At 35.9% G+C, this 15911-nt stretch carries 19 protein-coding genes; 12 read left to right on the forward strand and 7 right to left on the reverse strand.

The window, feature by feature from the left end; genetic code table 11:
• The first annotated feature begins 3 nt into the window (after positions 1–3).
• Both DHU68_RS04595 and DHU68_RS04600 read left to right on the forward strand, forming a co-directional pair.
• The gene (locus DHU68_RS04595) at positions 4–954 is read left to right on the forward strand and encodes an NAD(P)-dependent oxidoreductase (RefSeq protein ID WP_108821808.1); all 951 of its coding nucleotides are present in this window, start codon (positions 4–6) and stop codon (positions 952–954) included.
• A gap of 13 nt (positions 955–967) precedes the next feature.
• A complete protein-coding gene (locus DHU68_RS04600; protein ID WP_108821809.1) occupies positions 968–1495 on the forward strand; it encodes a TonB family protein in 528 nt (175 codons plus the stop codon).
• A 50-nt stretch (positions 1496–1545) separates the two neighbouring features.
• Here DHU68_RS04600 and DHU68_RS04605 read toward each other — a convergent pair whose 3' ends face one another.
• The 4 genes from DHU68_RS04605 to DHU68_RS04620 form a co-directional block, all read right to left on the reverse strand.
• Positions 1546–2013 (reverse strand): hypothetical protein, encoded by a 468-nt coding sequence (locus tag DHU68_RS04605; protein ID WP_108821810.1) that lies wholly within the window; start codon positions 2011–2013, stop codon positions 1546–1548.
• 160 nt (positions 2014–2173) lie between these two features.
• A complete protein-coding gene (gene recA / locus DHU68_RS04610; RefSeq protein ID WP_108821811.1) occupies positions 2174–3199 on the reverse strand; it encodes a recombinase RecA in 1026 nt (341 codons plus the stop codon).
• Between the two features lie 31 nt (positions 3200–3230).
• Entirely contained in the window at positions 3231–3689 is a 459-nt protein-coding gene (gene bcp, locus DHU68_RS04615) for a thioredoxin-dependent thiol peroxidase (protein ID WP_108821812.1), read from the reverse strand.
• An 85-nt stretch (positions 3690–3774) separates the two neighbouring features.
• On the reverse strand, positions 3775–4356 hold the full coding sequence (locus tag DHU68_RS04620; protein ID WP_108821813.1) for a TIGR00730 family Rossman fold protein: 582 nt from the start codon (positions 4354–4356) through the stop codon (positions 3775–3777).
• 129 nt (positions 4357–4485) lie between these two features.
• Between DHU68_RS04620 and DHU68_RS04625 the strand changes: the two genes are divergently transcribed.
• Positions 4486–4968: a surface-adhesin E family protein gene (locus DHU68_RS04625; protein WP_108821814.1), complete on the forward strand. Its 483-nt coding sequence runs from the start codon at positions 4486–4488 to the stop codon at positions 4966–4968.
• Positions 4969–5020: 52 nt separating this feature from the next.
• Positions 5021–6781 (forward strand): hypothetical protein, encoded by a 1761-nt coding sequence (locus DHU68_RS14345; RefSeq protein ID WP_255412444.1) that lies wholly within the window; start codon positions 5021–5023, stop codon positions 6779–6781.
• Positions 6782–6793: 12 nt separating this feature from the next.
• Here the strand turns inward: DHU68_RS14345 and DHU68_RS04635 are convergent, their stop codons facing one another.
• Positions 6794–7162 carry a YccF domain-containing protein gene (locus DHU68_RS04635; protein WP_108821815.1) on the reverse strand — a complete coding sequence of 123 codons (369 nt, stop codon included), beginning with the start codon at positions 7160–7162 and terminating at the stop codon, positions 6794–6796.
• Positions 7163–7314: 152 nt separating this feature from the next.
• Here DHU68_RS04635 and DHU68_RS04640 point away from each other — a divergent pair, with 152 nt between their 5' ends.
• Entirely contained in the window at positions 7315–7704 is a 390-nt protein-coding gene (locus DHU68_RS04640) for a hypothetical protein (RefSeq protein ID WP_108821816.1), read from the forward strand.
• A 33-nt stretch (positions 7705–7737) separates the two neighbouring features.
• Here DHU68_RS04640 and glgP read toward each other — a convergent pair whose 3' ends face one another.
• Complete coding sequence (gene glgP, locus DHU68_RS04645; RefSeq protein ID WP_108821817.1) at positions 7738–10323, reverse strand: alpha-glucan family phosphorylase; 2586 nt, start codon at positions 10321–10323, stop codon at positions 7738–7740.
• Between the two features lie 157 nt (positions 10324–10480).
• The gene (locus DHU68_RS04650) at positions 10481–12130 is read right to left on the reverse strand and encodes a glycogen/starch synthase (RefSeq protein WP_108821818.1); all 1650 of its coding nucleotides are present in this window, start codon (positions 12128–12130) and stop codon (positions 10481–10483) included.
• Between the two features lie 163 nt (positions 12131–12293).
• Between DHU68_RS04650 and DHU68_RS04655 the strand changes: the two genes are divergently transcribed.
• The 7 genes from DHU68_RS04655 to DHU68_RS04680 all read left to right on the forward strand — a co-directional run bounded on the left by DHU68_RS04655 (position 12294) and on the right by DHU68_RS04680 (position 15910).
• Complete coding sequence (locus tag DHU68_RS04655) at positions 12294–12578, forward strand: hypothetical protein (protein WP_108821819.1); 285 nt, start codon at positions 12294–12296, stop codon at positions 12576–12578.
• Positions 12575–13114, forward strand: a complete 540-nt coding sequence (locus DHU68_RS04660; RefSeq protein ID WP_108821820.1) for a 1-acyl-sn-glycerol-3-phosphate acyltransferase — start codon at positions 12575–12577, stop codon at positions 13112–13114. Before DHU68_RS04655 ends, DHU68_RS04660 begins: the two co-directional genes overlap by 4 nt.
• 19 nt (positions 13115–13133) lie before the next feature.
• Entirely contained in the window at positions 13134–13922 is a 789-nt protein-coding gene (locus DHU68_RS04665) for a nitrilase family protein (protein WP_108821821.1), read from the forward strand.
• Positions 13923–13941: 19 nt separating this feature from the next.
• Positions 13942–14418: an META domain-containing protein gene (locus tag DHU68_RS14350; RefSeq protein ID WP_255412445.1), complete on the forward strand. Its 477-nt coding sequence runs from the start codon at positions 13942–13944 to the stop codon at positions 14416–14418.
• Positions 14419–14736, forward strand: a complete 318-nt coding sequence (locus tag DHU68_RS14355; RefSeq protein WP_255412446.1) for an META domain-containing protein — start codon at positions 14419–14421, stop codon at positions 14734–14736.
• 181 nt (positions 14737–14917) lie between these two features.
• On the forward strand, positions 14918–15391 hold the full coding sequence (locus DHU68_RS04675) for a DUF4252 domain-containing protein (RefSeq protein ID WP_108821822.1): 474 nt from the start codon (positions 14918–14920) through the stop codon (positions 15389–15391).
• A 15-nt stretch (positions 15392–15406) separates the two neighbouring features.
• Positions 15407–15910 carry a DUF4252 domain-containing protein gene (locus DHU68_RS04680; RefSeq protein WP_108821823.1) on the forward strand — a complete coding sequence of 168 codons (504 nt, stop codon included), beginning with the start codon at positions 15407–15409 and terminating at the stop codon, positions 15908–15910.
• Position 15911 lies beyond the last annotated feature (1 nt).

A 15911-nucleotide genomic window follows, 5' to 3' on the forward strand; every position in this document is an offset into this window, starting at 1 on the left:
AGAATGAAAAAAATAGCAATAACCGGAGCTGCAGGGAATCTTGGAGGTCTTCTTGCTAATGGATTAAAAGACAGAGGAGTCTTTCTTAATCTTCTTATCCACAACAAGGATGTAGATGAGGAGTTAAAGAAAAGGGATAATGTCTCTGTTTATAAAATAGACTTGGCAGAGGAAGATACTTTAGACGAATCATTGCAAGGAGTAGATACTATCGTACACTTTGCAGGAGTCTTATTTAAAGCTAATCCCGAGAAGTTTCTGCCCACTACCAATACCAGATATTTTAAAAACTTGTTGAATGCCGCCATACGACAGAATGTAAAGAGGGTTATACTTATTAGCTTTCCGCATGTTGAAGGGGAGTCTTTCCCTGAAAGACCGGCAAAGGGAGTATTATCCGGTAATCCGGAATCTATGCATGCTAAAACCCGATTGGAAGAAGAAAAATTATTATTTCATTACGGAGACAAGTACCAATTCGAGGCTGTATCGCTTCGGGTAGGAATGGTGTATGGTAAAGGAATTCTTATGATAGATGCTGCTCAGTGGTTTGCCAAATATTGGTTGTTAGGTGTGTGGAGAGAGTTTACATATATTCACCTTATTTCGAAAGATGATTTTGTAGAAGCTACTATTGCCGCGTGTCTGAAACCTGATATTAGGGGAATTTATCACATTGGTGATGACGGTATGCAAACCTTGCAAGAGTTCTTGGATGATATTACACGTTACAAGGGGCATCGTAAGCCTTGGCGTATGCCGGTATGGATGATAATGACGGCAGCCAGATGTTTCGAGTTCTTCTCTAAAGTGTTTAATACGCGCAGCCCACTGACCGTAGATTTTATTAAAATAGGGATGGTGTCATACTATGGTGATACGAGCAGAATGCGGGAGGAATTATTGCCTACATTGAAATATCAGACCTATAGAAAGGGGATGGAGTTGTTTTAATAGTTAGATTGAAATGAAATATATTGTAGCTTTTCTATTTACATTGTTATTATCAATTAATATTCTATGTCAGAATACTGATTCTTTAACGATAAAACCTTTTTATGTTTTGTCGGGACTTGGAAGTGATTCAACTAGAATAGAAGAAAAGCTTATTGATAGTTTGGCAATGATTCAGCTAGTTGAAGAGAAAAATGAACCAAAGATTCAGATGGATGAAGGATTACCTGTCTTTACACGAACTTCGATGATGCCAAGCTTCCCTGGAGGGGAACAAAAAATGAATAAATTTATTCGAAAGCATCTGAAATATCCGAAGAAAGCAAAAAAGGCAAAAATTGAAGGTGTTGTTGTGGTACGTGTTGTTGTTGGGAAAGAAGGTGAAATAAAGAAACCTATAGTTAAAGAAAGTGTCAATCCCGAATGCGATGAAGAAGCTTTAAGAATAATTGGTTTAATGCCACGTTGGATACCAGGTAATCAAGGAGGTTTTAGAGTCCCTATATTTTATGAAATAAAAGTTCCGTTTGTCTTAAAATAAAGAAATTATTATTTGATATAAGTATTTGTCTTTCTTAAGGAATCTAATTCTTAAAAATATATTTCAGCTTCAGAGTTTGTTTTAATTTTATTGTGACCATTCTTTAAGCGTCTGAATATTTCTATTATCTTCTTATCGTTTAGTTTTTTACGATTTATTTCATTCCTCGTTTTTATTTCTTTAATTTCTTCATAAGAGATTTTTACATTTGGGAAAAACTGACCTCTTTCGAACTCTATATCTTCGTTTAGCATTTCGTACATCTTTAATAAGGTTGCATTATCTCCTAATATCACAAATTTAGTAGCAGTATTATATTGCGTTTTTATTGGTTTCTGATCAATGCTAGCATAAACTATACTTTCACTACCAGTCGGAAGAATTTCGCCTTTAATTACTCTATCAATATATGACTCTATTGAAGAAATGTGATGATTGAACAAGGAGTCGATATTACAACATTTAAGGTTTCCTACAGATATAATAAATACGGATAAAATAATAATCCTATATTTCATGATGTCATTTATTACAGATTAGATTGTATTATATTATAATATTAGATATAGATTTCATTTTAGGTTTGATTGCTAAGGTAGTCTAATTATTGATCTTTTAAAAGAAAAAGGTTGTGGATCATTCGAATCCACAACCTTTTAATATTTAGAATAGACTTATTTATTTCTTCTTATCCTGTAATGCAGCAAAGATAAGTGTTTCCAGTTCTTCAGCTAATTCAGGATTGTCTTTAACTGTATCCTTGGCTGCCTCACGACCTTGTCCTAGTTTAGTCTCATTGTAGCTAAACCAAGAACCGCTTTTCTTTACGATACCTAGTTCTACACCCAAGTCGATAATTTCTCCTGAGCGAGATATTCCTTCTCCATACATGATGTCGAATTCAGCTTTACGGAATGGAGGAGCCACCTTGTTCTTCGCAACTTTTACTCGTGTTTGGCTACCTTTTACTTCATCTCCATCTTTTAGTTGACCTATACGGCGGATATCCAGACGAACAGATGCATAATACTTCAAAGCATTACCTCCGGTTGTTGTTTCCGGCGATCCAAACATAACTCCGATCTTATCACGCAACTGGTTGATAAAGATACAAGTTGTACTTGTTTTGTTGATAGCTGCGGTTAACTTACGCAAAGCTTGTGACATCAAACGGGCTTGTAGTCCCATTTTAGATTCACCCATTTCGCCTTCTAACTCAGCTTTTGGTGTCAATGCTGCAACAGAGTCAATCACAACAATGTCGATAGCCGAAGAGCGGATAAGCTGTTCTGCAATTTCCAGAGCTTGTTCTCCACTGTCGGGTTGAGATATCCACAAATTTTCAATATCTACACCTAGTTTTTCAGCATAGAAACGGTCGAAAGCATGCTCTGCATCGATGAAAGCTGCAATACCTCCAGCTTTTTGAGCCTCCGCTATTGCGTGGATAGCTAAGGTGGTTTTACCTGATGACTCTGGTCCGTATATCTCAATTACTCTACCACGAGGATATCCTCCTACACCCAAAGCTGCATTTAAGGCTATAGAACCTGTAGGGATAACAGATATTTCATCTATTTTGTCGTCCCCCATTTTCATGATAGATCCTTTCCCGTAGCTTTTCTCAATTTTATCCATTGCAGCCTGCAGGGCTTTCATTTTCTCCGCATTTGGAGCCGCTTTCTTTTCTTTCTCTTCAGCCATTATGTATGTTTCTTAATTTTTTATTTATAATCTATTTATTTAGTATTTGTTCTGCGTGCTCTTTTGTCTTGATCTCTTTAGGACCAATTATACTTTCTATTACTCCTGATTCATTTATTAAAAACGTAGTGCGGAAAGTACCCATATATTTTCTTCCGGCAAGTGTTTTTTCTCCCCATACACCAAATGCTTCTACTAGTTTTTTATCTACATCAGCTATTAAAGGAAATGGTAATTGTTGCTTTTCGATAAACTTTTTATGCGATTTTTCATTGTCAATGCTCACGCCAAGTATTTGATAACCTGCTTTTCTGAGTTCTGAAAAGTTATCTCTAAAGCTGCATGCTTCGGCTGTACATCCGGGTGTACTGTCTTTAGGGTAGAAATATAAAATTAGCTTTTGACCAGCGTAGTCGCTTGCTTTAACCTCTTCTCCGTCTTGATTAATTCCTAAGATATCAGGAATTTTATCTCCTATTTTTAATGCCATATTTTTTTGTTTTTATCTTAAGCATCTAAGATATCTGTTTTTTCTAAATAAACCTCTTGATGATTCTGTTAAATAAATGACTTTGTCAATGATTTGCAGGTTCAAACCACTTCTCGTTTTTTAGGGGGATAAAAGTATTCATTCTGTCCAAAAGAAGTTCGGAAGTATTGGCCTCTATCAGAAGGCTCTTGTATTCTTCTTTCAAAAAGCCTTTTTCCATCATGCGTTGCGACATCATGATCAGAGGGTCGTAAAAGCCATCAATATTAAGTAATCCTATTGGTTTTTTATGAATTGCCAATTGTGCCCAAGTCAACATTTCGAAGAGCTCTTCCATCGTTCCATATCCTCCGGGTAAGGCTATTACACCATCGCTAAGCTCGTTCATCAAAGCCTTACGTTGGTGCATCGTTTCTACGATATGCAGCCTTGTGAGGTTTTTATGCTCTAGCTCTTTCTTTTGCAAAAAGCCGGGAATAACTCCGATAACTTCACCCCCTTGACTCAATGCTCCATCTGCTACAGCACCCATCAATCCCACTCGGGCTCCACCATAAACAATTCCGTATCCTTGTTGGGCTATAGTTTGTCCTAAAATTGTAGCTTGTTTTATAAAGATGTCTTCGTTTCCTGACGAAGATCCGCAAAATACTGATATATAATTCATTGATTGTTTCTTAAAAGATATATTCAAACAAAGATAATAATAAAATCATATATTTTTGTCAATGAAAAAGCTGGTTGAAAACATTTGTAAGTATATCTTTGTTTAAGAACCAAGTATAAAACAATTATTATGAAATACTTTTATTGTGCGATTTTAGTTTCTCTCTTTTTGATCGGTTGTAAAGCTACACAGCAAACAAATAATCTCCCGAAGGAAGAGGCTTGGGTAAATGTAGGAGTTGCCGAAGACTTCGAATCATATATCGATACGGCAAGTATCCGGCAAGAAAACGGAATTTTCTTTGCTCAGGAAAAAAGAGTGTTTGTTACGCCAAAGGGTAGGGAAGAGTATATTGCAAAAATAAGAGATAGGTATGCTAAAATGGGTAAGCCCGAAAAGGCTGACAAGTGGAACGATTTTAGCTACTATGTTTATTCTTGCGAATATGATTGCACCAATAAACGTTTTCGGGTGTTGACGGCAGAGGACTATGATTCTACGGGAAAGCGCATCGTGAGGACTGTGACAACTAAGAAAAATCTGAAATGGATAAACGTAGAAACGGAAACAATAGGAGACTATACTTTCTTCTTTGTGTGTGACTATGAGTAAAGAAAATTATCCGAAAATTCTTCGTATTTTTGTAGCCTAATAAGATAAATAAATGATCGCGATACTAATTTCCTGGATTGCTATTCTGATAGTATTCCTCTCTTTTGGTGATTGTCTGATTTCGCTTTATAACAAACTTTGCAAGAGAAATGAGAATTACGAACTGATTGATGCATTCTTAATTGGGATGGGAGCAATGCTGATTCCATTGTCTCTTTCTTCGTTATGGTTGCCATCTAATCATTATATTCTTTTGGCGAGCCTTTTGCTAAGTTTTATTTATTGGCTCGTTAGGAAAGATCATTTTAAGGCATTCTGTAAGAGATTGAAAAATAGTATCCAGCGGTTTTCTGTTTTTCAGTTAGTTTTACTCTTCCTTATTGCTATCAGCTTTATGGTGGTGATAATATGGCAAGTAGGTGTATTTGATTCGTTACTATACCATCAACAAAATATTCGATGGAATGAAGAATATGCAGTGGTTCCTGGTTTAGGGAATGTAGAACACCGTTTTGGATTTAATTCAAATTACTTACTTCTTGCGGCTGTGTTTGGCTTCCGATTCTTGTTTGGAGAAACGGTTTATAGTTTACACTCTCTTGTTCTATTGGCTGTCTTGTGTTGGATTGTGAAAGAAATAATAACTTCGGGGTATGAACTTCGCAGAATAGCACTTGTTATCCCTATCGTTGGGTTTATGCTAGTCTTTGGCTATTCTTTTACTGCGACATCTACAGATCTTATCCCCAATATAGTAGCATTTTATTTGATTGCTAAATTATTAATTTATCCTTCTGACTTGAAAGATAAACTGTTATTACTATTCTTTGTTCCGGTTTGTTTAGTGACTTTCAAATTGTCTATTGCCCCAATTTGTTTGATCACTCTTTATATATTCATTTCTCAACTAAAGAGTAGGAATTATAGTACAATGGTATTTTTGCTATCTATTTCCTTTCTGGTAGTTGCTTTCTGGTGTGTCAGAAATGTGATACTATCCGGATATCTAGTCTTTCCTTTCTACGAACTCGATTTGTTTGCTGTAGACTGGAAAATACCGAAGCATGTAGCAATAGAAGAACGAGATTTTATCCTGTCTTGTGGAATTCGAGTGTTGGGAGATATGGTATGGAGAATCTCTAATTGGAGTTCGGATTTACAGTCGATGATTGATTGGTTTACATACGTTGCTTTCCTCGGCTCTATCATTATATCTCCTCTAATCGTACTCTACGGTTTTCTCAGAAAGAAGTATCTTCCTAATACTGTTTACTTTGTCTATCTGATTCTTGTAGCTATCTTACTCGTATGGTACAAAGGTGGACCCGATCCTCGATTCGTGGGAGGAGTCTTATTTGCCTTAATCTATTTTCTACTATTTGTTCTTTTGTCGTCAAAAGAAGAAAAGAAGATGCCTCGAATAGGAGTCTTAGCTATTATTGCATTTACTGGATTTATGGTTGTTTGGTCTGTTAAAAGAACTGATCGGTTTATTAATATGTTTAATATCAGGCAATCGACAACTAATACCAGACCTTTGTCGGACATTCTTGTAAAACAATATCCTTACAAAGAACTTCTAAGATCGAGAGGGTGGTATAAAGATGAATTTTTACCTATGACATTGGATAATGGAATTACTATTTATGTAAGCAAATCTCCGGAGGTACCTCAGGGCAGATTTGTTTGTTTCGAGACTTATTTTCCTTGTATTATTCTAAAGGAAGATGAATACTCAAAATATCAGGATATAAGTGAAATAGAGGTTCGGGGGACTTCACTTCAAGATGGTTTTAAACCAATAAATAATTAGCATAGAAAGGGCTTATTCAATCTTCTTGCCAAAAGGAACGAGGGCTAGATGTATCAGTTTGAAGTGCTGTTTGCCAAATGGTATACCTACTATTGTTAAGCAAAACACAATGCCCCAAAATAGGTGAGTAAGAGCAATCCAGAATCCTCCTATAATAATCCAGATAATATTCATAACAAGGCTTAAGCAGCCGGAAGAAGATGTGTCTTCTACCACCTTATGTCCGAAAGGCCATAGGGCAAGTATTCCCAGTTTAAATACTTGTAGACCAAAAGGAATACCTATAATTGTAATTATAAGTAAGAAACCTGCAATAAAATACTCGAGGGCAATCATAAACCCACCAAAAATAACCCAGATAATATTTCCTAAAGTTTTCATGTTTTAAATAATTACAGATTTCTACTGTGTTTGCAAAACAAATATAATATGATTTACCTGGATAATGAATACTATAAATGAACAGTTTTTGGCTGAAGATGTTTTTTTATGAAAAATATATGTTATTTTGCACTAAATAAATAGGTATTGAAATGAAATATTGTATAGCTATAGTCTTCTCATTCATTCTGTTCTCTGTTATATCTTGTACACCCTACAATAGTGATGATGCAAATAGAACTTTGATTCAAGGATCCTGGAAGTTGGTAAATGTGGAGCACAGTGTATATGATTCTGTATATGTTGACTATGCAAAGGAAGAAACATTCTTGATCTTCAAAGGGGATAGTTGTAGAGAATATATGGTGGATTTGGCTGATACTCTGGATCTCACTTTTATTATACGAGACTATCATTTGGCATTTGTGAGAAATGATACGATTATAGGACGATTTAGTATTGACAGTCTGACAAATAAAACATTAATTCTGTCTTTCGAGAAAGATAAAAGAATATACAAAAAAGAGGCTATTGAAAAATAGCCTCTTTTTATATGTCTAGTATTCTAATTCAGATTAGATCCAACGAACATAAGCAAAGTCTTGGCGGTGAGCCATATCAGCATGTTTAGGGAACATGCGGAAAGAGAAATATGCTATGCCTGGAGTTTTCGCTTTTCTTTGTAGTTTGAAGTATAGTTTAGATCCCTCCTTTTTAACAAGTTCCAGTTCCTTAGAGAATCTGAATTTGTGAGTTTGGTTTTCTGGATCAAAGTCTACAACTACCAGATCTATACCTAGGTCTCCGATCATATCCTTTTTGTCGACTATTATTTCGAATATACCGTCCTGACCTTCAAAAATATTATTGGAATTTACTAACGATCTTTCAGTTATTTCATGACCATCTACTGTTACCTTTTCTATAACTACAGAATCCCATTTAGCAGCAGTATCTTCTTTCCATGCAGCAAGTTCTTTTGCTTTAGCATAGTTGTTAGAGTTAACTAGCAGTGAGCGCTCTTTGCTTGGTTTGTAGAACTCTTTGATGTAGTCATCTATCATACGCTTAGTAGTATATTCAGGAGCTATGCTAGCGATAGACTTCTTTACATACTGCATCCACTCTGGAGAATATCCTTTAGAGTTGCGAGCATAATAAAGAGGTAAAATCACGTTTTCGAAAGTAGAATAGATTTCTGAAGCATCTAATTCATCTTGATAAGCTTGATTTGTATATGTACGCTTGTCTGTCAATGCCCATCCTGCTTCTTCTTTATAACCTTCGTACCACCATCCGTCAAGAACAGAGAAGTTTAATACTCCATTCATCACAGCCTTCTCTCCCGAAGTACCCGAAGCCTCAAGTGGACGAGTAGGAGTGTTAAGCCAGATGTCAACTCCTGAGATTAAACGTTTAGCTAAACGCATATCGTAGTTTTCTAGGAAAATGATTTTACCCATAAACTCAGGACGACGAGATATTTCAACAATTTGTTTGATAAGACCTTGTCCTGCTCCGTCAGCCGGGTGAGCTTTTCCTGTATATAAGAATTGAATCGGATATTTTTCATTATTTACCAATTTAGCAAGTCTGTCTAAATCTGTAAATAGTAGATGTGCACGTTTGTATGTCGCAAAACGTCTACCAAAACCAACTAATAGAGCATCTGGATTGATTTTATCAACAACCGAAAGAATAGCAGATGGCGCTTTTTGGCGTTTCATCCAACCTTCTTTCATTTGCTCTTGTACATAGCTGATAAGACGTTTTTTTAGCTGAGAGCGAAGAGCCCATAGCTTTTCATCCGGAACGCTATAGATGTTATCCCAAATTTCATGATTTGACTGATCATCATAGAATTTCTTATCAAAAGTTTTTTCGTAAAGCTCTTTTGTTTCCTTTGCAGCCCAAGTTGGCATGTGTACACCATTTGTAACGTGTCCTACGTGTATCTCTTCAGGGAAATAACCGGGCCATATAGGTTGGAACATTTTGCGGGAAACAATCCCGTGTAGGTAGCTAACTCCATTTGCTTCAAGACATGTATTCAGAGCGAAAACACTCATGCTGAATTTCTCTCCGCTTCCTGGGTGTTCACGTCCCATATCAACAAAATCTTGCCAAGAGATACCGAGACGTGCAGGATAATGTCCAAGGTATTTACCAAGTAAGCCTTCGTCAAAGTAGTCATGCCCTGCAGGAACAGGAGTGTGTACTGTATAAAGACCAGAAGCGCGAACAACTTCCAGTGCTTGATTGAAAGTTAAACCTTCTCCTTCTATAAGATCAACCAGACGCTGAACGTTGATTAAGGCAGCATGTCCTTCGTTACAGTGATATATTTCTTTCTTGATTCCAAGTTTGTTCAATAAAAGAATACCTCCAATACCAAGTAGATATTCTTGTTTCAGACGGTTTTCCCAGTCGCCACCATATAACTGGTGTGTAATAGGACGGTCGTATTCACTATTTAGGTCAATATCGGTATCTAAAAGATAAAGGCTGATACGGCCTACATTTACTTTCCACACATTAGTATAGATGTCTCTATCGTGGAAAGGAACTGCTAAAATCATTTGGTTACCATCCTCATTAAGTACGGGCTCAATAGGTAGTTCTCCAAAGTTTTGCGGCTCGTAGTTTGCTACTTGTTGTCCGTCAGGAGAAATAGATTGAGTAAAGTATCCATAACGGTACAAGAAGCCAACACCAGTAAGGTCTACGTGGCTGTCACTAGCTTCTTTCAGGTAGTCGCCTGCAAGAACTCCTAATCCTCCAGAATATATTTTCAAAACATGAGTAAAACCATACTCCATACTGAAATATGCTACAGATGTTTTTGATTTATCATATTCTTGAGACATATATTGTTCAAAATTCTTTATAACGCTTTTTACTCTTTTCATAAGAGCCGCGTCATTCAGAATTTCTTCAATTCTTTCACTTGCTATTTTTTGTAATAATACAACAGGGTTGTGTTCACAAGCTTCCCAAAGCTTTTTGTCAAAATCAGCAAAAAGATCAGTTGCGTCATTGTTCCATACCCACCATAGATTATGAGCTAATTTTTCCAAAGGAAGTAACTCTTTTGGTAGATTAACTTGAGTATGTACACCTCTCCATACCGGAGCGTTAGAATAACTTGCTTTAATTTTCATATTTTTATATTTAAAACTATCGATATTGTTTCCTTTAGTCTTGTTGTTTGTTTAAAAATTACACGAAGGGCAAAGATAATAAAAATCACCTCATTAAATAATTAAAATGCGATATATAAGTTCTTTATGAATGCAATCGTTTGCGCATAAAGTTTCATTATCGTTTACTTGCTGCATCCAAAGCTATGCGGTATGCTTCTTCATAATGTTTATAAAAATGCGACCAGTCTGCGAGTGCTGCTCTATCTAAGGCTTCTTTGCGCAATAATCTTTCTTCTTCTTCACTTTTTGTTGACATTTCGAATACTCTATTGCATATATCTTCAGATACTTCTATGAAATTATAGTCATCACGTGTTATGACTTCAGCACCGTCATCCATACCTTTTTTATCTCCCATCTTGCGCATCCATAAACCGAATCCGGCAAGAGATGTGGTTATGGTAGGTACAGAGAAGGCAATACTTTCGTGAGGTGTATATCCCCAAGGTTCGTAATAAGAAGGGAATACAGTGACATCTAAGCCTATAAGGAGATCATAATATGGCATATCAAATATACCATCATTACCATTTAGATAAGATGGGACAAAGATTATTTTTACTTTGTCTTCTTTTCGGTTCCGCATGTTGAGGTAATTAATTTGCCCCATGACAGAATCATGATTCAAGTTTTTTAGCCAGTGTGTAATATGAGGGTAAGAAATAGGTGCTGTGTATTTATTTCCGTTTTTTAAGCGTTCTTGCAATTCTGCTCTTGGACCATCTATCCATGCAGGAACCATGATGAAGGCAATCACATCTTTTTCTAGCTGTCTGATATGCTCTAGACGGTGCATTGCATCTATAAAAACATCAATCCCTTTGTTGCGATATTCATATCTTCCACTAGTGGCAACTAACAGAGCATCTTGCTGAACTTCGTATCCGAACAGTGCTTCAGCAACCTTTATTAGTTTTTTTCGCGCAGCAATTCTTTTTTCTTCGTGTTTTTCTCCTACAGGAATGAAATCTTTTTCAAAACCATTTGGAGTTACTACAGGATCTCTGCGTAATAATTGGTGACATTCTTTTGCAGTTATATCACTAACGGTAGTGAAGCAATCTACTTGTTGAGCAGCAGCTTTTTCTACAGAGTGTTTTGCAACCATATTTAATTCTCTGGCCATCTGATCGCTGTCGTATGCCGAGAGATAGTTGTACAGAGGTTTTCCGTTGCCGGCAATAGATCGCCCGATGGAAGTGGCATGCGTTGTAAAGACAGTACCTACTTTAGGTAGTTTGTCCTTCACGTATAGCGCACCCATTCCAAGCATCCATTCATCAAAGTGAGCAATAACTTTTTTGTTCTCTAGTTTGTGGAACTTATAGAAGCTTTCGATAACAACACCCGAAGCATATGCAAACATGCAAGACTCATCGTAGTCTCCATATGCATGGAGTGAGTCAACTTTAAATTTGTTCCACATATCTGCGTAAATAGAATCTTTTATCGAAAAAAAGGAATTGAAGTCAACAAGAATAACGACTGGATTTCCCGGAACATCCCAATGACCAACTCTGACGATAAGTCCATCTTGCTCTTTAGCAACCTTTTTCCAATCTTGATATAATGAATGGTCTTCTTTAAACCATGGACTTTCAGTTTCTTTCCATACATCCGGACCAATGAATATAACTCTGTCTTTTCCTATACACTGCATCGACTTTGCTTTTGTCGATAGTACTGTATATATACCTCCAACCTTGTTACATACTTCCCAACTAGTTTCAAATATATAGTCTGGAGTGTTGATCTTTTTACTCATGTTTAACTTGTTTCTATTATTTAGTTTTGTCCCGATCTTTATTGTTTGTCTTAAAGATTCTTCTCAATTTCCATTAATAGTACTTCGAATTTCGTACCTTTGTGCTTATCAATAATATTGATGAACTGAGCAAAGATACAAAAACTTATAAAAGATATAGTCTATGAGTAGTAGAAGAAAACTTAAAAAGAGTATAAGAGAAACAATGGGGTTATTATATGTAGATTGTTTCTTTTACAAAACTTTCGTAGTGGATGCTGATAAAGCAGCAGCAGATAAAGTGTTGGTACGTATAATCGATGCAGAAGAAGAATTGATTAAGCGTGCAAATGTGAATGAGGGTAAAGAAGTAAAAGGAAGAGTAAAAGCATATTACCAAAAGCTGAGAAAAGAGATAGCTGAACAAGCAAATGCGATTGCTAAAGAAATATCAGAATTGGGTAAATGAGAAGTTTTTCTAAATTTATACTAAACCTTTTTGGTTGGAAAGTAACAGGAGAAACTAATCTGCCCAACAAAAGTGTGATCTGTGTTGCTCCTCATACCAGTAACTGGGACTTAATACTGGGCTTGCTTGTTTATAAGTCGATGGGAAGAACAGCCTCATTTTTAATCAAGAAGGAATGGTTCTTCTTTCCTATGAATCTTTTGTTTAAGTCTTTAGGAGGAATACCTGTTGACCGTTCAAAGAAAACATCGTTGACAGAGCAACTGGCCGAGGTATATGCAGAAAAAGACGAATTTCAACTGGCTATTACACCAGAGGCCACACGAAAGCTGAATACAGAATGGAAAAAAGGCTTTTATTTCATTGCTCAGGCTGCGAATGTGCCAATTGTGGTTGCTGCTTTGGATTATGGACTAAAAGAGGCTCAGTTCAAAAAAGTATTTATTCCTACTGGAGATGTAGATGCTGATATAGAACAGATCAAGTCTTACTATAAAGGGGTTACTGCAAAACATCCAGCTCTTTTTTCTCTATAATTTCTTATTAAAATTTATTATGCAGCAAGAAGATAAACTAAGGTTGTCTCTTGTGCAATGCGATATTGCTTGGGAAGACAAACGTACAAATCTGGAATTTATCCACAGTACACTAAAAGAACTTTCTGGAAATACAGATATTGCTGTTTTTCCGGAGATGTGTACAACAGGTTTTTCGATGAATAGCAAAGCGTTAGCGGAAACCAATGATGGAGAAACTATCAGTTTGCTGAAAGAGTGGACAGAGGCATACCAGATAGCTGTATGTGGAAGCTTTATTGCCGATAACGGAGACGGACATTTTTATAACAGAGCTTTTTTTATAACCCCTGACAAAGAATTTTATTACGATAAGAAACATCTGTTTAGGATGGGAAGTGAATTAAATTATTTCTCAGCCGGAAAAAGTCGTACTGTTTTTGAACACAAGGGCTTTAGTATTTGTTTACAAGTTTGTTACGATCTTAGATTTCCTGTATGGAGCAGAAATGTAGATAACGAATACGATTTGTTGATCTACGTAGCTAGCTGGCCGGTTTCTCGAATCAAAGCCTGGGATGCGTTGCTTCCTGCAAGGGCAATAGAGAATATGTGCTATGTATGTGGAGTGAATAGGGTAGGTCAGGATGGTAATGGCTTAATTTATAATGGAAGTTCTAAGCTCATAAATGCAAAAGGAGACGAAATTTCTACTATGAAATTAAACTTTTCGCAGACTGAAACAGTCTATATATCTAAATCGGAATTGGAAAGATTCAGGATGAAATTTCCTGTATGGAAAGATGGGGACAAATTTGAAATAATTTAATAATATTAAAAATTACAGTATGAAACAATCTCTAATAACAAAGATGTTACTTATAGGAACTCTGATTTTGTCATTTGGCTTCCAGAGTTGTAGTTCGGTGAAAACAATAGATCAAAGTAAGTTGGAAGGCTACTGGCAACTGAAGACATTGAAGGGTGAAAGTGCTAATGAGGCATTTAAGACACCAGTTCCGGACTTGAAATTTAATTTTGCTGAAAATAATATCTATGGTACAGGAGGTTGTAATAGATATACAGGTGTATTTTCGTTAACAGATAAGAATGAATTTTCTGCTAAAAATCCGGTGGCAACCATGAGAGCTTGTATGGATGCAAATAAAGAACCTCAATTTTTTGCAGCATTGTCAACTCCTAATATGAAGTTGTCTTTGGAGAATGAAGGCAATACACTTTTGTTTAGCAAAGGAAGTGATGTTATTCTCGAATTTGTGAAATCAGAAGAGTTAATATCTCAAAAAGATATTCTAGGTCAATAGGTGTTGACCTATATAGCAAATGGGGATGTAAACAAGCTTTTTGAAACGAAGAAGCCAACGCTAAATCTTACAGAGGATGGGAATGTAGTTGGACAAGGAGGTTGTAATTCTATTCGTACGAGCTATAGCTTAGAAGGGAATACAATCAAGTTTAATGCTATTATGTCTACAAAGATGGCTTGTCCTAGCCTTGAGGGTGAAGGGATGTTTACTTCTCTCCTTTCTACACCTTTACAGATAGAGGCTAAGGATGGTAAGCTAAGCTTGTTCAAAGATAAAGTCCTGGTTCTAGAATTTGGTAAAGAAACTATCGAATAATTGAAATAATAAAATAAGAGAAAGAGGCTGTATTCTAAATGGATACAGCCTCTTTCTTTTATTTGTGTAATTTTTTTACTTTTTCGTGTAACAAAATTTTGAGGTAGTTCGTCTTAATAAATGAGAACAGAAAGATGCATCAATTATAGAATAAATTAATAATACAAATAAAGTCTCTATTATGAAGAAGTTTTTGATTTGCTTGGTTTTAATCTCATTTGTTAGTTTGTCGGGATATAGTCAGGGTGTGGATAATCTGCTTAAAAAAGCATCCTCTGACAGAAATGTAGAGAAAGTAAAAGTAGACGGTTTTATGATGTTCCTTGGTAAAATGCTCGGTGGTATGAGTGATAAGCCTGTAATGAAAGGAATTAAATCGGTGGAAGTATTTGAATTGTCGGATGGTGATGCTAAACTGAAAAGTGATTTCTTTAACTTATTCAACAATACAAAAAACGAAAAAGGCTACGAAACTCTTATCTTTGTCAAAGATAAAGAAGATGGAATCCGTATCTTGATGAAAAAAGAAAAAGATATCATAAAAGATCTGGTCTTATTATGCAAGGATGAAAAAGAACCCGTAATAATAAGATTTACAGGAAAAATAAAAGAACAAGACATAGATAAGTTAGTAAACCAATACAATAATAAATAACACGTAAATAAACTTATGAAAAAGCTACTAGTATCCTTAGTCCTAATTATGGCGGTTGTGTCATCCACTTTTGCTCAAGATATAGACCAATTTATCTCAGATTTGTCTAAGTTAGAAGGAGTTCAACATCAACGGGTAGATCGAGAAATGCTTGATGGGCAGCTAAAGGCGGCTACAGAAGCAGATCCGAGCGGGAAGCTAAAATCTCAACTTCCCCCTTTCTTGGAGAAAATCGATTTAATAGAAGTAGTTGTTTCAGAAGATTCTTCTGCCGATATTAAGAGTGAATTTGCATCTAAATTATCAGATCTTAAAGTTGGTGAAGACTTCGAAACATTATTGAAAGTAAAAGAGGTGGATACGGTCGTTCAAATTCTTCTGAAAAAAGAGGAGGAAAAATCGACTATATATGTACTTGTAACAGACGAAGATGATATTGTTGCCGTAAAAATGCACGGAGACTTTACAGAGGAAGATATTACCAATATTGTCAAAGAACAACAAAAAAACTTTAACTAAG

Source organism: Dysgonomonas sp. Marseille-P4361 (assembly GCF_900343125.1).
Taxonomy (GTDB): Bacteria; Bacteroidota; Bacteroidia; order Bacteroidales; family Dysgonomonadaceae; genus Dysgonomonas.

Bases quoted from the DNA above. Each gene is read 5' to 3' on its own strand.
- DHU68_RS04600 (WP_108821809.1), top strand. From the start codon at position 968: ATGAAATATATTGTAGCTTTTCTATTTACATTGTTATTATCAATTAAT.
- DHU68_RS14345 (WP_255412444.1), top strand. From the start codon at position 5,021: ATGATCGCGATACTAATTTCCTGGATTGCTATTCTGATAGTATTCCTC.
- DHU68_RS04605 (WP_108821810.1), bottom strand. From the start codon at position 2,013: ATGAAATATAGGATTATTATTTTATCCGTATTTATTATATCTGTAGGA.
- DHU68_RS14350 (WP_255412445.1), top strand. From the start codon at position 13,942: ATGAAACAATCTCTAATAACAAAGATGTTACTTATAGGAACTCTGATT.
- DHU68_RS04680 (WP_108821823.1), top strand. From the start codon at position 15,407: ATGAAAAAGCTACTAGTATCCTTAGTCCTAATTATGGCGGTTGTGTCA.
- bcp (WP_108821812.1), bottom strand. From the start codon at position 3,689: ATGGCATTAAAAATAGGAGATAAAATTCCTGATATCTTAGGAATTAAT.
- DHU68_RS04595 (WP_108821808.1), top strand. From the start codon at position 4: ATGAAAAAAATAGCAATAACCGGAGCTGCAGGGAATCTTGGAGGTCTT.
- DHU68_RS04675 (WP_108821822.1), top strand. From the start codon at position 14,918: ATGAAGAAGTTTTTGATTTGCTTGGTTTTAATCTCATTTGTTAGTTTG.
- DHU68_RS04665 (WP_108821821.1), top strand. From the start codon at position 13,134: ATGCAGCAAGAAGATAAACTAAGGTTGTCTCTTGTGCAATGCGATATT.
- recA (WP_108821811.1), bottom strand. From the start codon at position 3,199: ATGGCTGAAGAGAAAGAAAAGAAAGCGGCTCCAAATGCGGAGAAAATG.
- DHU68_RS04660 (WP_108821820.1), top strand. From the start codon at position 12,575: ATGAGAAGTTTTTCTAAATTTATACTAAACCTTTTTGGTTGGAAAGTA.
- DHU68_RS04655 (WP_108821819.1), top strand. From the start codon at position 12,294: ATGAGTAGTAGAAGAAAACTTAAAAAGAGTATAAGAGAAACAATGGGG.
- DHU68_RS04625 (WP_108821814.1), top strand. From the start codon at position 4,486: ATGAAATACTTTTATTGTGCGATTTTAGTTTCTCTCTTTTTGATCGGT.
- DHU68_RS04650 (WP_108821818.1), bottom strand. From the start codon at position 12,130: ATGAGTAAAAAGATCAACACTCCAGACTATATATTTGAAACTAGTTGG.
- glgP (WP_108821817.1), bottom strand. From the start codon at position 10,323: ATGAAAATTAAAGCAAGTTATTCTAACGCTCCGGTATGGAGAGGTGTA.
- DHU68_RS04635 (WP_108821815.1), bottom strand. From the start codon at position 7,162: ATGAAAACTTTAGGAAATATTATCTGGGTTATTTTTGGTGGGTTTATG.
- DHU68_RS04640 (WP_108821816.1), top strand. From the start codon at position 7,315: ATGAAATATTGTATAGCTATAGTCTTCTCATTCATTCTGTTCTCTGTT.
- DHU68_RS04620 (WP_108821813.1), bottom strand. From the start codon at position 4,356: ATGAATTATATATCAGTATTTTGCGGATCTTCGTCAGGAAACGAAGAC.